Source organism: Actinomadura montaniterrae (genome assembly GCF_008923365.1).
In the GTDB taxonomy this organism is placed as follows: domain Bacteria; phylum Actinomycetota; class Actinomycetes; order Streptosporangiales; family Streptosporangiaceae; genus Spirillospora; species Spirillospora montaniterrae.
The window spans coordinates 1-14,918 of sequence record NZ_WBMR01000223.1 but is presented as its reverse complement, the minus strand read 5'-3'; the positions used below and the strand labels follow the sequence as shown (position 1 = coordinate 14,918).

The 14,918-nt window shown below is 72.4% G+C and carries 14 protein-coding genes and 1 pseudogene; 13 read left to right on the top strand and 2 right to left on the bottom strand.

All coding sequences use genetic code 11. The annotated features are described in order from the left end of the window. The 13 genes from infB to F9B16_RS41825 all read left to right on the top strand — a co-directional run. Positions 1–1,992 (top strand): translation initiation factor IF-2 (infB, locus tag F9B16_RS41885; RefSeq protein ID WP_151545818.1); only part of this gene is annotated, 1,992 nt, incomplete at its 5' end. Between the two features lie 217 nt (positions 1,993–2,209). Beyond that, positions 2,210–2,521, top strand: a complete 312-nt coding sequence (locus F9B16_RS41880; protein ID WP_225992419.1) for a DUF503 domain-containing protein — start codon at positions 2,210–2,212, stop codon at positions 2,519–2,521. A gap of 111 nt (positions 2,522–2,632) precedes the next feature. Further along, positions 2,633–3,139, top strand: a complete 507-nt coding sequence (gene rbfA / locus F9B16_RS41875; protein ID WP_151545817.1) for a 30S ribosome-binding factor RbfA — start codon at positions 2,633–2,635, stop codon at positions 3,137–3,139. Continuing rightward, positions 3,136–4,410 (top strand): DHH family phosphoesterase, encoded by a 1,275-nt coding sequence (locus F9B16_RS41870; RefSeq protein ID WP_225992418.1) that lies wholly within the window; start codon positions 3,136–3,138, stop codon positions 4,408–4,410. The genes rbfA and F9B16_RS41870 overlap by 4 nt, the downstream gene beginning before the upstream one ends. A gap of 11 nt (positions 4,411–4,421) precedes the next feature. Beyond that, positions 4,422–5,294 carry a tRNA pseudouridine(55) synthase TruB gene (gene truB / locus F9B16_RS41865; RefSeq protein WP_151545816.1) on the top strand — a complete coding sequence of 291 codons (873 nt, stop codon included), beginning with the start codon at positions 4,422–4,424 and terminating at the stop codon, positions 5,292–5,294. 344 nt (positions 5,295–5,638) lie between these two features. Then, positions 5,639–6,340, top strand: coding sequence for a PAQR family membrane homeostasis protein TrhA (trhA, locus tag F9B16_RS41860; RefSeq protein ID WP_151545815.1), 702 nt, complete (start codon positions 5,639–5,641; stop codon positions 6,338–6,340). A 110-nt stretch (positions 6,341–6,450) separates the two neighbouring features. After that, complete coding sequence (locus F9B16_RS41855) at positions 6,451–7,392, top strand: bifunctional riboflavin kinase/FAD synthetase (RefSeq protein WP_151545814.1); 942 nt, start codon at positions 6,451–6,453, stop codon at positions 7,390–7,392. A 332-nt stretch (positions 7,393–7,724) separates the two neighbouring features. Beyond that, on the top strand, positions 7,725–7,994 hold the full coding sequence (gene rpsO / locus F9B16_RS41850) for a 30S ribosomal protein S15 (RefSeq protein WP_021599383.1): 270 nt from the start codon (positions 7,725–7,727) through the stop codon (positions 7,992–7,994). A 282-nt stretch (positions 7,995–8,276) separates the two neighbouring features. Further along, positions 8,277–10,613 (top strand): polyribonucleotide nucleotidyltransferase, encoded by a 2,337-nt coding sequence (locus tag F9B16_RS41845; RefSeq protein WP_151545820.1) that lies wholly within the window; start codon positions 8,277–8,279, stop codon positions 10,611–10,613. Positions 10,614–10,722: 109 nt separating this feature from the next. Further along, positions 10,723–12,036, top strand: coding sequence for a M16 family metallopeptidase (locus tag F9B16_RS41840; protein ID WP_151545813.1), 1,314 nt, complete (start codon positions 10,723–10,725; stop codon positions 12,034–12,036). Positions 12,037–12,300: 264 nt separating this feature from the next. After that, positions 12,301–12,681, top strand: coding sequence for a phage holin family protein (locus tag F9B16_RS41835; RefSeq protein WP_151545812.1), 381 nt, complete (start codon positions 12,301–12,303; stop codon positions 12,679–12,681). 59 nt (positions 12,682–12,740) lie between these two features. Beyond that, a complete protein-coding gene (dapB, locus tag F9B16_RS41830) occupies positions 12,741–13,481 on the top strand; it encodes a 4-hydroxy-tetrahydrodipicolinate reductase (protein ID WP_151545811.1) in 741 nt (246 codons plus the stop codon). Then, the gene (locus F9B16_RS41825) at positions 13,481–14,020 is read left to right on the top strand and encodes a transglutaminase-like domain-containing protein (RefSeq protein WP_151545819.1); all 540 of its coding nucleotides are present in this window, start codon (positions 13,481–13,483) and stop codon (positions 14,018–14,020) included. Before dapB ends, F9B16_RS41825 begins: the two co-directional genes overlap by 1 nt. Here F9B16_RS41825 and F9B16_RS41820 read toward each other — a convergent pair. Continuing rightward, positions 14,017–14,490 (bottom strand): nitroreductase family deazaflavin-dependent oxidoreductase, encoded by a 474-nt coding sequence (locus F9B16_RS41820; RefSeq protein ID WP_151545810.1) that lies wholly within the window; start codon positions 14,488–14,490, stop codon positions 14,017–14,019. The genes F9B16_RS41825 and F9B16_RS41820 overlap by 4 nt on opposite strands. Positions 14,491–14,540: 50 nt before the next feature. Continuing rightward, positions 14,541–14,918 (bottom strand): annotated as a pseudogene (locus tag F9B16_RS51670) (RNA polymerase subunit sigma-70); the annotation flags it as partial.

The window sequence follows — 14,918 nt, the reverse complement described above, 5'->3', positions numbered from 1 at the left end:
GGTCGTCCCGGTGGCGGCGGCTTCGGCCCCCGTCCGGGCGGCGGCGGTCGCGGTCGCGGCGGCACGCAGGGCGCGTTCGGCCGTCCCGGCGGGCGTCCCGCGCGCGGCCGCAAGTCGAAGCGGGCGCGCCGTCAAGAGTTCGAGAACATGCAGGCGCCCGCCGTCGGCGGCGTCTCGGCTCCGCGCGGCAACGGCAAGACCATCCGGCTGCCGCAGGGCGCGTCGCTGACCGACTTCGCCGAGAAGATCGGCGCCAACCCGGCGTCGCTCGTCGCGATCATGATGCACCTCGGCAAGATGGTCACCGCGACGCAGTCCGTCGACCCCGACGACCTGCAGGCCCTCGGGCTCGAGTTGGACTTCGACGTCCAGGTCGTCAGCCCCGAGGACGAGGACCGCGAGCTGCTCGAGTCGTTCGACATCGAGTACGGCGAGGACGAGGGCGGCGAGGAGAACCTCGTGTCCCGCCCGCCGGTGGTCACCGTCATGGGCCACGTCGACCACGGTAAGACCAAGCTGCTGGACGCCATCCGGCACGCCAACGTGCAGGCCGGCGAGGCCGGCGGCATCACCCAGCACATCGGCGCCTACCAGGTCGAGACCGAGGTCGACGGCGAGGAGCGCAAGATCACCTTCATCGACACCCCGGGTCACGAGGCGTTCACCGCCATGCGTGCCCGCGGTGCCGACACCACCGACCTGGTGGTGCTGGTGGTCGCGGCGGACGACGGCGTGAAGCCGCAGACCACCGAGGCGATCGACCACGCCACGGCGGCCGGGGTGCCGATCGTCGTCGCGGTCAACAAGATCGACGTCGAGGGCGCCGACCCGAACCGGGTGCGGGCGCAGCTCACCGAGTACGGCCTGGTCGCCGAGGAGTTCGGCGGTCAGACCCAGTTCGTCGACGTGTCCGCCAAGCAGGGCACCAACATCGACGGGCTGCTCGAGGCGATCATCCTGACCGCCGACGCCGAGCTGGAGCTGCAGGCCAACCCCGACATGCCCGCCCAGGGCTCGGCCATCGAGGCCCACCTGGACAAGGGCCGGGGCGCCGTGGCGACCGTGCTGGTGCAGCGCGGCACGCTGCGGGTCGGCGACTCGATCGTCTGCGGCGTGGCCAGCGGCCGCGTCCGGGCGATGCTCGACGAGAACGGCAACAACGTCGAGGAGGCGGGCCCGTCCCGTCCGGTGATGGTGCTCGGCCTCGCGGCCGTGCCCGGCGCCGGGGACAACTTCCTGGTCGTCGACGACGACCGGGTGGCCCGGCAGATCGCCGACAAGCGGGTGGCGCGCAAGCGCAACGCCGAACTGCTCAAGTCCCGCAAGAGCAGCTCCCTCGAAGAGCTGTTCAAGGACTTCCAGGAGGGCAAGCGGCAGGAACTGCTGCTCATCCTCAAGGGCGACGTCTCCGGTTCCGTCGAGGCGCTGGAGGACTCGCTGCTCAAGATCGACGTGGGCGACGAGGTCAGCCTGCGGATCATCCGCCGCGGTGTCGGCGCGATCACGCAGGACGACGTCAACCTGTCGCTGGCGTCCGAGGAGGGCGCGGTCATCATCGGCTTCAACGTCCGGCCGGAGCGCAACGCGCAGGAACTGGCCGACCGCGAGGGCGTCGACATCCGCTACTACTCGGTCATCTACCAGGCGATCGACGAGATCGAGGCCGCCCTCAAGGGCATGCTGAAGCCGGAGTTCGAGGAGGCCCAGCTGGGCACCGCCGAGGTCCGGGAGATCTTCAAGGTGCCGCGGATCGGCAACGTCGCCGGTTCGATGGTCACCTCGGGGATCATCCAGCGCAACGCCAAGGCGCGCCTCGTCCGCGACGGCGTCGTGGTCGCCGACAACCTCACGGTGTCGTCGCTGCGCCGCTTCAAGGACGACGCGACCGAGGTCCGCGAGGGCTTCGAGTGCGGCATCGGGGTCGGCTACAACGACATCAAGCTCGGCGATGTCATCGAGTGCTTCGAGATGCGGGAGAAGCCTCGCGACTGAGGCCCGCGCTCGCGGCACCGATCGTCCGCGGTACGGACCGTCCGCGCGGACCAGGCCTCCGGGCCCGGTCCGCGCGGGCGGCCGTCCGGGGCGGACCGGTGAGAAAATGTGACACGACGCCAGGCGATTCTTCTAGCCTGGCGTCTGTCGTTCCCGGGCGCCGGGCGGTCCGGGAACACGGCGGCTGATCGCCGTCGTTCCTACTGTGGATCCCGAGGTGATCGACCAGGTGTACGTGGGTGCGCTGACGCTCGACCTGCTGCTGGGGGACGTGCGGTCGCTGAAGCAGAAGCGGTCGGTGGTCCGGCCCATCATCGCCGAGGTGCGCAAGCACTTCCCGGGGGTGGCCGTGGCCGAGACCGGTGACAACGACCTGCACCGCAGGGCGGAGATCGGGATCGCCGTGGTCTCGGGCACCGCGGCCAACTGCACCCAGGTGCTCGACCAGTGCGAGCGCCTGGTGTTCGGGCGGCCGGAGATCGAGCTGCTGTCCGCGCGGCAGCGGCTGTTCAACGACGACGAGGACTGACCGGCCGTGCCCCGCCCCGCCCCGGCGGAGCGGAGGACGGCCGGCACACCGGGGCCCGCGGGGGCCGGTCTCCCGCGGGACCCCGCGACCATAGAGAAAGGGAGTGCGATCATGGTGGACGCAGCTCGGGCGCGCAAGCTCGCCGACCGCATCCAGCAGATCGTGGCCGAGATGCTGGAGAGGCGGATCAAGGATCCGCGGCTCGGCTTCGTGACCGTGACGGACACCCGCATCACCAACGACCTGCGCGACGCGACCGTGTACTACACGGTGTACGGGTCGGACGGCGAGCGCGCCGAGACGGCGGCGGCCCTGGAGAGCGCCAAGGGCGTCATCCGGTCGGAGGTGGGCAGGAAGACCGGGGTGCGGCACACGCCCAGCATCACGTTCGTCATGGACTCCCTGATGGAGAACGCGGCGCACATCGACGACCTGCTCGCCAAGGCCCGCGCGAAGGACGCCGAGGTGGCGCGGGCGGCGCAGGGGGCGTCCCCGGCGGGGGAGGCCAACCCGTACCGCGAGCCCGCCTCCGAGGAGGACCTCGAGGACGAGGACCTGGACGACCTGGGCGCGGCGGAGGACGGTGAGGACGGCCGGTCCGGACGCCCGTCGTCGTGAACGGGCCGGAATGGCGGGCGGAGGGATCGGGAGCCGCCCGGGCCGAGGAGTGCGCCCTGCACGGGATGGGCGGGCATCCGGCGAGCGGCCACGACGTCGTGCCGCGGGGCGCGGGGGTCCGCGGCGGGTCCCCGGCGCAGCCCGTCACGGCCCTGAACGGTGCCGCCCCCAACGGAGTCGCGAACGGCGCCGGACCGAACGGTGCCGCTCCGAACGGCGCCGGCGCGGGCGGCGCTGAGGTGAACGACTCCGAGGCGCGGCCGGCCGTGCCGCCGTCCCTGCGCATGGACTGGGACCGGGCCGTGGAGCTGATCGAGGCGGCCGACGAGGTGTGCCTCGCCTGCCACATCGCCCCGGACGGCGACGCGCTCGGCTCGATGCTCGCGCTCGCGCAGGCGCTGCACGCCATGGGCAAGCGGTGCCTGGCCTCGTTCGGCGAGCCGTTCGCGGTGCCGGCGATCCTGCGGTTCCTGCCGGGCCAGGAGTTCCTGGTCGAGCCCGCGCGGATGCCGGCCGCGCCGGCGCTGATGATCTCCCTGGACGCGGCGGGGCAGTCGCGGCTCGGGTCGCTCGCGGGCGCGGCGGGCCGGGCCGGGAACCTGATCGTCGTCGACCACCACGCGTCCAACGTCGGGTTCGGCGGCGTGCGGCTGGTCGATCCGGACGCGGCCGCGACGGCGGTGCTGGTCGAGGAGCTGATCCGGCGGCTCGGCGTGCCGCTCGACGGCGACATCGCGCAGGGCCTGTACGCGGGGCTGGCCAGCGACACCGGCTCGTTCAAGTACCCGTGCACGACCCCGGAGGTCCACGACCTGGCGGGACGGCTGCTGACGGCGGGCGTCCGGCCGGAGGCGGTCAGCCGGGAGCTGTGGGACCGGGCGCCGTTCGGCTACCTGCAGGTGCTGGCCGGGGCGCTGTCGCGGGCCCGGCTGGAGCGGGACGCGGCGGGCGGCCGGGGCCTGGTCTGGACGACGATCGCCCGCTCCGACCGGGAGGCCCGCGACGTCCCCTACGACCAGCTGGAGGGCGTCATCGACCAGCTGAGGCGCACCGACGAGGCCGAGGTCGCGGTCGTGCTGAAGGAGAACGACCGGGGCGAGTGGTACGTGTCGACGCGCGCGAAGGGCGCGGTGGACGTCGGCCGCGCCTGCGTGGAGCTGGGCGGGGGCGGGCACCGCACCGCCGCCGCGTTCACCATGGGCGGGGAGCCCGCCTGGATCATCGACCGGCTGCGCGCCGCGCTGCGCGAGCCGGGCCCCGACGGAGAGTAGAGAGCGCGCGCGTGGAGAACTCGGGACTTGTCATCGTGGACAAGCCGGCGGACTGGACCTCGCACGACGTGGTCGGGAAGATGCGGCGGCTGGCGAAGACCCGCCGCGTCGGCCACGCGGGGACGCTGGACCCGATGGCGACGGGCGTGCTGGTCCTCGGCGTGGGGAAGGCGACCCGGCTGCTCGGCCATCTCGCGCTGACGGAGAAGGGGTACGACGCGACGATCCGGCTGGGCGAGTCGACCAACACCGACGACGCCGAGGGCGAGATCACCGCGACGGCGTCCGCCGCGTCCGTGACGGACGAGGCGCTGCACGCGGGGGTCGCGGCGCTGACCGGGCCGATCGAGCAGGTGCCGCCGCAGGTCAGCGCGATCAAGGTGAACGGCCAGCGGGCGTACAAGATGGCCCGCAAAGGCGAGGAGGTCGAGCTCGCGGCCCGTCCGGTGACGGTGCACGAGTTCCGGGTCCTGGACGTCCGGCGGCACGGCGAGGTTATCGACGTGGACGCGTCGGTGGCGTGCTCGTCGGGCACGTACATCCGGGCGCTGGCCCGCGACCTCGGCGCGGCGCTCGGCTGCGGCGGGCATCTGACGGCGCTGCGCCGCACCCGGGTGGGCCCGTACGACCTGGCGATGGCGCGCACGCTCGACCAGCTGGGCGAGAAGCTGGAGATCCTGCCGATGGCGGAGGCGGTCGCGGCGGTGTTCCCGCGCCGGGACGTGTCGGAGGACGACGCCCGCAAGGTCGCGCACGGCGGGCGTCTCGCGGCGGCCGGCCTGGGCCCGGGCCCCGTCGGCGTGTTCGCGCCGGACGGGACCCTTCTGGCCCTGGTCGAGGAGCAGGGCAAGCTCGCCAAGCCCCTCGCCGTCTTCGTCGGCTAGCCCGGCTGCGGGCATGACCAGGGCGGCCGGGGGCGCGGCGGGGGAGAGGACGGCGGCCAGGAGGAGCCGCCAGGGACCGTGACCGGCGGTGGTCAGGGCCAGGCAGACCGTGGCGAAGACGACCGCGCGGGCGAGGCGGAGGCAGGGCTGGTGCGGCATGGGCGCGCCCATCGGCCCATGGGGGTTGAGATAGGGCGCCGCGGCATCGGATCATGCGTGTCGGCGAGCGCCCGTGCCCGGTGTCCGGCGGGCGCCGTGGCGAGCGTCACCCGGGGCGCCGGTGCGGACGAACCTACGGTGGCGTAACCTACTCAACCGTAGGTTAGTTGCAGAGGAGGCTGCCCATGAACACGGTGACCGATCCCGTGACCGACCCCGCCGGCGACCCGGGACCGGACGCCGCCGCGTCCCCCACCAAACCGCGGATGCGCGGCTGGCTGCACCTCGGCGCGTTCCCCGCCGTCATGGTCGCCGGGCTCGTCCTCGTCGCGCTCGGCCCCACCCCGCTCGCCCGGCTCTCGTCCGCCGTCTACGTCGCCACGTCCGGGCTGCTGTTCGGGATCTCGGGGACGTACCACCGGCAGGCCAGCTCGCACCGGCTGATCGAGGTGCTGCGCCGCTTCGACCACGCCAACATCTACCTGATCATCGCCGGGACCTACACGCCGTTCGCCGTGCTGGCCCTCGACGGCGGCGTCCGCATCGCCGTCCTGGTCACCGTGTGGACGGGAGCCATCGCCGGCGTGGTGTTCCGCACCACCTGGATCGGCGCCCCGCGCGCGCTCTACGTGACCCTCTACATCGTGCTCGGCTGGGTCGCCGTGTTCTTCCTGCCACAGTTCCTGGACGGCGCGGGCCTCGTCGCCTGCCTCATGGTCGCGCTCGGAGGCGTCTGCTACAGCGTCGGCGGGATCGTCTACGGGCTGCGCCGCCCCAACCCGTCCCCGCGCTGGTTCGGCTTCCACGAGGTGTTCCACGCCTGCACGCTCGCCGCGTACGTCCTGCAGTACATCGCCGTCTCGTTCGTCGTCTACCAGGCGGGGTGATCGCCCGACGGGGCCGAAGCGCGCCCCCTCGGTAACGGCACCGGACGGCGCATGGCACCCTTATGTCGACAGACAGAACCCGCAGGGACGTCCTACGCAGGGAGAGCATGGTGCGGCGCTGGCATGGCCTCGACGAGGTTCCCGCCGACTGGGGCCGTTCGGTGGTCACCATCGGGGTGTTCGACGGGGTGCACCTCGGTCATCAGCGGATCGTCGGCGCCGCCGCCGAGGAGGCGCGCCGCCGCGGCCTGCGCTCGGTCACGATCACCTTCGACCCGCATCCCGACGAGGTCGTCCGGCCCGGCACCCACCCGCCGCTGCTCGCCACCACCCAGCGCCGCATCGAGCTGCTGGAGGGCCTCGGCACCGACGCGGTCGTGGTCGTGCCGTTCACGCTGGACCTGTCGAAGACGCCGCCGGACGAGTTCGTCCAGCAGGTCCTGGTCGACCGGCTGCACGCGGCCCACGTCATCGTCGGCGAGGACTTCCGGTTCGGGCACAAGGCCAAGGGCGACGTCGCGCTGCTGAAGGAGCTCGGCGCCAAGTACGACTTCACCGCCGAGGGCATGCCGCTCGTCGCCAACGGCGACACGATCTCCTCCACCTACATCCGGGAGCGGCTGGAGGCCGGCGACGTCGAGGGCGCCGCGGCCTCGCTCGGCCGCCCGCACCGCGTCGAGGGCGTGGTCGTCCGCGGCCACCAGCGGGGCCGGGCGCTCGGCTTCCCCACCGCGAACCTGGAGACGCTGCCGCACACCGCGATCCCCGCGGACGGCGTGTACGGCGGCTGGCTGGTCGCCGACACCGACCGCTACCCCGGCTTCCGCTGGCCCGCCGCGATCTCCATCGGCACCAACCCGACGTTCGAGGGCGCGGGGGAGCGGACCGTCGAGGCGTACGCCCTCGACCGCGACGACCTCGACCTGTACGGCGAGCACATGGGCGTCGACTTCACCGCCCGCATCCGGGACACGCTGAAGTTCGACTCGATCGAGGCCCTCATCGAGGAGATGCACCGCGACGTGGACCGGGCCCGCGAGATCACCGCGTAGCCCCGCCGGGCCGCACCGTCCCCACCGACCTCAACCGTCACGCGAGCGCGCTATCTGACCGGTGGGGGCGAAGCCGAAGGCGAGCCCCCACCGGGAAGCTCGCGAAGCGAGTTCGCGCTCGCCCAAGACCGGTCAAGGGCCGAGCCGCCAGGCGAGGCCCTTGGGCCGGTATTGCAGTGAACACAGCATGGTACGGTGAAGAGTCGCCGGGTGGGTCCCGGCGCGGCCGAGCTGCACCCTCATGCGGCTCGCCACCTCTCAAAACGCACCATGCGGACCTGAGCGCCCACCGGGCCCGGATCTGCGGGTGACGATCTCATCGAAGGAGCCACGTGTCGCTCGACACCGCCACGAAGAACCAGATCATCGCCGAGTACGCGACCACTGAGGGTGACACCGGATCCCCGGAGGTCCAGGTCGCGCTGCTGACGCGCCGCATCAACGATCTGACCGAGCACCTCAAGGAGCACAAGCACGACCACCACAGCCGCCGCGGCCTGCTGCTGCTGGTCGGCCGTCGTCGCCGGCTCCTGAAGTACCTGAGCAACAAGGACATCAACCGCTACCGGCAGCTGATCGAGCGACTCGGTCTGCGCCGCTAGCACGGTGAGGGAGTGGCCCGCCGGGCCGCTCCCTCTCTTTCTATGACCCGGACGGGGCCGCGACGTCCCGTCCGGGGGTGAGAACCGAAGAGAAGAGCCTCGCGGACACCGCTGGTGCGGGCCGGTCCTCGGTAGTGGCTTCCGGATCCGTCCCGCCGCATCGGCGGGCCTGACGATCCGGGTGCTTCGATCGAAGACCGGCAGCGTGACAAGCCACGGGAAACGGCCGCGAGGACCGACGAAGGAACCCTGAGGAGGTTTCCCGTGACAGAAGCCGTGCGCATCGACGGAGCGCAGAGCACCGAGGCCGTGATCGACAACGGCACGTTCGGCACCCGCACCATCCGGTTCGAGACGGGCCGGCTGGCCCGCCAGGCGGCCGGCTCCGCCGTCGCCTACCTCGACGACGAGACGATGGTGCTGTCGGCGACCACCGCGTCCAAGAAGCCCAAGGAGAACCTGGACTTCTTCCCGCTGACCGTGGACGTCGAGGAGCGGATGTACGCGGCCGGGCGCATCCCCGGCTCGTTCTTCCGCCGCGAGGGCCGCCCGTCCGAGGACGCGATCCTGACCTGCCGGCTGATCGACCGGCCGCTGCGGCCGTCGTTCCGCAAGGGGCTGCGCAACGAGATCCAGATCGTCGAGACGATCATGGCGCTGCACCCCGACCACCTGTACGACGTCGTGGCGATCAACGCCGCGTCGATGTCCACCCAGCTGGCCGGCCTGCCGTTCTCCGGCCCGATCGGCGGCGTCCGCGTCGCGCTGATCGACGGCCAGTGGGTCGGCTTCCCGACCCACCCCGAGCTGGAGCGCGCGACCTTCGACATGGTCGTCGCCGGCCGGGTGCTGGAGGACGGCGACGTCGCGATCATGATGGTGGAGGCGGAGTCCACCCGCGACACCATCAAGCTCGTCGGCGAGGGCGCGACCGCCCCGACCGAGGAGACCGTCGCGCAGGGCCTGGAGGCGGCCAAGCCGTTCATCAAGGTGCTGTGCAAGGCGCAGAGCGACCTCGCGGCCGTCGCCGCGAAGGAGACCGCCGAGTACCCGATCTTCCTGGACTACCAGGACGACGTGCTCGCCGCCGTCACCGACGCCGTCAGCGGCGACCTCGCCCAGGCGCTGACGATCGCCGGCAAGCAGGAGCGCGAGGCCCGCCTCGACGAGATCAAGGCCGCCGCGCAGGAGAAGCTCGCCGAGCAGTTCGAGGGCCGCGAGAAGGAGATCTCCGCCGCCTACCGCGCCGTCACCAAGAAGCTGGTCCGCGAGCGGGTCATCCGCGACGGGCTGCGCATCGACGGCCGCGGGCTGAAGGACATCCGCCAGCTCACCGCCGAGGCGCACGTCCTCCCGCGGGTGCACGGGTCGGCGCTGTTCGAGCGCGGCGAGACGCAGATCCTCGGCGTGACGACGCTGAACATGCTCCGCATGGAGCAGATGATCGACACGCTGAACCCCGAGCGCACCAAGCGCTACATGCACAACTACAACTTCCCGCCGTACTCCACCGGCGAGACCGGCCGGGTGGGCTCGCCCAAGCGCCGCGAGATCGGGCACGGCGCGCTCGCCGAGCGCGCGCTGATCCCGGTGCTGCCGTCGCGCGAGGAGTTCCCGTACGCGATCCGGCAGGTGTCGGAGGCCCTCGGGTCCAACGGCTCCACCTCGATGGGCTCGGTCTGCGCGTCCACCATGTCGCTGCTGGACGCGGGCGTCCCGCTCAAGCAGATGGTGGCGGGCATCGCGATGGGCCTGATCAACGAGGGCGACGAGTACGTCACCCTCACCGACATCCTCGGCGCCGAGGACGCGTTCGGCGACATGGACTTCAAGGTCGCCGGCACCCGCGACCTGATCACCGCGCTGCAGCTCGACACCAAGCTCGACGGCATCCCCGCCTCGGTGCTGGCCGCCGCGCTGAAGCAGGCCAAGGGCGCCCGCCTGGCGATCCTGGACGTGATGCAGGAGGCCATCGAGGCGCCCGCCGAGATGAGCCCGAACGCGCCGCGGATCATCACCATCAAGGTCCCGGTCGACAAGATCGGCGAGGTCATCGGCCCGAAGGGCAAGATGATCAACTCGATCCAGGACGACACCGGCGCCGACATCACGATCGAGGACGACGGCACCATCTACGTCGGCGCGACCGACGGCCCGTCCGCCGAGGCGGCGCGGACCGCGATCAACGCGATCGCGAACCCGCACATGCCGGAGGTCGGCGAGCGGTTCCTCGGCACCGTCGTCAAGACCACCACGTTCGGCGCGTTCGTGTCGCTGCTGCCCGGCAAGGACGGCCTGCTGCACGTCTCGCAGATCCGCAAGCTGCACGGCGGCGCCCGGATCGAGAACGTCGACGACGTGATGGGCGTCGGCGAGAAGATCCAGGTCGAGGTCACCGAGATCGACCAGCGCGGCAAGCTGTCGCTGGTGCCGGTCGAGGTGATCGAGCGCGAGGCCGCCGAGCGCGCCGACGGCGGCGAGCCCGCCGCGGCCGAGGCCGACGGCGACGCGGGCGACTCCGGCGAGCGCCGCGAGCGCCGCGAGGACGGCGACAAGCGCGCCCCGCGCCGCCGCCGCACCCGCCGCGGCTCCGACGACGCCGGCCAGCGCAACTCCTGACCGAGCACGCGATGACCGACCGGCCTGCCCGCCCCGGGCAGGCCGGTCGGCCGCTTTCCGCCCCCCGAACCGTCCCGTCCCCGGACCACCACCGAATGCGAGCGACACCGTGACCCTGCCGGCGCGGGCGCAGGAGCCCGGCACCACCACCACGATCCACACCGACGACGCCGGCGCGGTCCGCCGCACCGTGCTGCCCGGCGGGCTGCGGATCATCACCGAGTCGACGCCGGCGGTGCGGTCCGCGGCGTTCGGCGTCTGGTCGGCCGTCGGGTCCCGCGACGAGGCGCCCGCGGACGCCGGCGCCAGCCACTACCTCGAGCACGTGCTGTTCAAGGGCACGAAGCGGCGGTCGGCGCTGGAGATCTCCGCCGCGATCGACGCGGTCGGCGGCGACCTCAACGCGTTCACCGCCAAGGAGTACACCTGCTACTACGCGCGGGTGCTGGACTCCGACCTCCCGCTCGCCGTCGACGTCGTGTCCGACATGGTCGCCGACTCGGTGAACCGGCCCGAGGACGTCGAGGCCGAGCGCGGCGTGATCCTCGAAGAGATCCACATGCGCGACGACGACCCCGGCGACCTCATCCACGACGAGTTCGCCACCGCGCTGTACGGCGACACCCCGCTCGGCCGCCCCATCCTCGGCACCGAGGACTCGATCAACGCGCTGTCCCGCGACCGCATCCACGGCTACTACCGGGAGCACTACACCCCGTCCAACCTCGTGGTGTCCGTCGCCGGGAACATCGACCACGACGAGGTCGTCCGGCTGGTGTCGGACGCGTTCGCCGGGCACCTGACCGGCGACGCCGAGCCCGCCCCGCCGCGCGTCGGCGGCCCCGCCGCGCCCGTCGACCCGCGCACCGTCGTCATCGACAAGGACACCGAGCAGGCGCACATCGTCCTCGGCGTCCCCGGCGTGTGCCGCACCGACGACCGCCGCTTCGCCCTCGGCGTCCTCAACGCGGCGCTCGGCGGCGGCATGTCGTCCCGTCTCTTCCAGGAGATCCGCGAGAAGCGCGGCCTGGCCTACTCGGTGTACAGCTACACCGCCCAGTACGCCGACTCCGGCATCTTCGGCGTCTACGCCGGCTGCCAGCCCGGCAAGGTCGAGGAGGTCCTGTCGATCTGCCGGGACGAGGTGGGCCGCGCCGCCGAGCAGAGCCTCACCGAGGAGGAGCTCGAACGCGGCAAGGGCCAGCTGCGCGGCGCCATGGTCCTCGGCCTGGAGGACACCGGCTCCCGGATGAGCCGCATCGGCAAGAGCGAGCTGGTGTACGAGTCGCTGCTGCCGGTCGACGACGTCCTCGCCTGCATCGAGGCCGTCACCCTCGACGACGTCCGCGCCGTCGCCAGCGAGATCCTCGCCGCCCCGCAGGCCCTCACCGTCATCGGCCCGGTCGGAGACCGGCTCAGCTAGCCCCGGGGGGCGACCCCCTGGAACCCCCGTTGCGACGGACGAGGCGTTTCCCGCTCCGCTGGCGCTCCGCGTGAAACGCCTCGTCCGTCGTCGGGCAGGCCCGCTGCGCTCGCTGCACTCGCTCCGCGTGCCTGCCCGTGGCGGGGGCTGAGGTCTGGCCCTCCGTGGGATTCGACCGGCGGGCATGCTCGCCGTGGTCGCTGTGCGTGCCTACCGTGAGGGCGGCCGCGGTTCGGCCGGGGGCTGGCGGGGTATCCGGGCGGGGTGAAGATCCTCGTTCGGGTGCTCATCTCGGCGATCGCGCTGTGGGTGGCGGCCGCCGTGGTGGACGGCATCGACGTGCGGGGCGGCAGCACGGGCGAGAAGGTGCTCACGCTGCTCGTCGTCGCGGTGATCTTCGGGATCATCAACGCGGTGCTGAAGCCGGTCATCAAGGTGCTCGGCTGCGTGTTCTACATCGTCACGCTGGGGCTGATCGCGCTGGTGGTGAACGCGGGGCTGCTGATGCTGACCAGCTGGGTGGCCGGGGAGCTGGACGTGCCGTTCCACGTGGAGTGGTTCTGGCCCGCGTTCTGGGGGGCGATCATCATCGGCGTGGTGAGCTGGCTGCTCAACCTGTTCGTCGCCGGCGACGACCGGGACTGACGCGCGGGAGGCGGCGTCCGGGCCGGTAGGCTCGTCGCACGCTGCATCGGGAGGAACACGTGATCAAGGTTGGGGTGCTGGGCTCGCGCGGCCGCATGGGGGCCGAGGTGTGCCGGGCCGTGCAGGGCGCGGACGACATGGAGCTCGTCGCGGCCGTCGACCAGGACGACGACCGGGAGCCGCTGACCGCCGCCGAGGTGGTCGTCGACTTCACCCGCCCGGCCGTCGTCATGGACAACCTCAAGTGGTGCGTGGACCACGGGCTGCACGCCGTCGTCGGCACCACCGGGTTCGACCCGTCGCGGCTCGACACGGTCCGGTCGTGGCTGACCGGCGGCAAGGGCCCGAACGTGCTCATCGCCCCGAACTTCGGCATCGGCGCGGTGCTGATGATGCACTTCGCGCAGAAGGCCGCCCCGTTCTTCGAGTCCGTGGAGATCGTCGAGCTGCACCACCCCAACAAGGTGGACGCCCCGTCCGGCACCGCGTACCGCACCGCCGAGCTGGTCGCCGCCGCCCGCGCGGAGGCGGGGGTCGCGCCGCCGCCGGACGCCACCACCGAGGAGTTCGACCGCGCCCGCGGCGCCGACGTCGACGGGATCCACGTGCACGCCGTGCGGCTGTCCGGGGCCATCGCGCACCAGGAGGTCGTGCTGGGCGGGCACGGGGAGCTGTTCACGATCCGGCACGACTCGATGAACCGCGAGTCGTTCATGCCGGGGGTGCTGCTGGCCGTCCGCAAGGTCGTGGACGCCTCCGACCGGCTCACCGTGGGCATCGAGTCGCTGCTCGGCCTGTGATGGAGTTCGCCGCCGAGCCCTGGGATTACCTCGCCGCGTCCGAGGCGATCGACATCGAGCATCCGCTCGTCCAGCAGATCGCCTCGGACCTGCGCACCGGGGACGACGTCGCCTACGCCCGAGCGGCGTTCGAGCACGTCCGCGACCGGGTGCCGCATTCGATGGACGCCGGCGACGACCGCGTCACCTGGCGCGCGTCCGACGTCCTGGAGCAGCGGACCGGCCTCTGCTACGCCAAGTCGAACGCCTACGTCGCGCTGCTGCGGGCCGGGGGCATCCAGGCGGGTCTGTGCTACCAGCTGGTGGACGGGTTCGTCCACGGGCTCAGCGCGGCCCTGATCGACGACCGGTGGGTCCTTCTCGACCCGCGCGGCAACAACGACGAGGTCCACGTGGAGTTCTCCGCGTCGGAGGACCGGCTCGCGTACCCGTCGGTGCCGGTGCTGCCGACGGTCCACGCGGTGCCGCACCCCGCCGTCCTGAAGACCCTCCAGTCGATGTCCACGCTCACCGTCGAGGCGCTCCCCACCACGCTCTAGCGGACGCGGGACAGGCGGACGAAGGGGAGCTCGCGGCCCACGCGCCGGTAGTCGTCCTTGGTGCCGTCGACGATGAAGCCCATGTAGCGGAGGAGCCTCGCGGTGGCGCGGGGATGGCGCGGCGCGTAGCGGATCATCAGCTCCCCGCCTTCCTCGGCGTCCAGGGGACGGGCCGTCACGGCGAACCGGCTGCGCCCCACCTGGACGGTCGCCCGCGGCGTCTTCAGCAGGTTGCGGTACCAGTCGGCCCGAGGGCCGAAGCCGGAGCACACGACGTAGTCGTCCCCGGTGTGCTCGACGACCTCGACGACCGCCTGCCGCGGCTCGCCGGACGCGCGGCCCACGTGTTCGAGGAGCAGGAAGCGGTCCCCGAACAGCGGGCCGAGGCCCATCCGGTACAGGTGGACCGGCAGCCGGAACAGGGTCCGGCGCAGCCCCGACGGCGGCTCGGGCCGCTTGGGGATCTCCATGGCGCTCCCTCCCCGGCCCGTCCTACCCACGACGGGCCGGGGAAGTCGCGTCAGTCCAGGACGGCGAGGTCGAGGCGCGCCATCCGGACCGGGTCGGCGAGGATGTCGATCGCGACGATGCGGCCGCCGGCGACGGTGAACGACAGCACCGACGCGGGGCGGTCGCCGTCCATCGAGATGACCCCGGCGGTCCCGTTGACCAGCGCGGGACGCGACGTGTACGCCGCGCTGCGGCTGAAGGTGACCGCCTGGTCGGCGACGACGCGGGCGCCGCGCAGGTGCTGCCGGCCGGCGGCGCCGAGGTCGGCGCGCAGCTCCACGTCCGGGTCGAGGACCGCGACGAGGGCCTCGAAGTCGCCGGCGCGCGCCGCGGCGTGGAACGCGTCGACGACGGCGCGCTGGCGGGCCCGGTCGCGCTCCGGGACGGG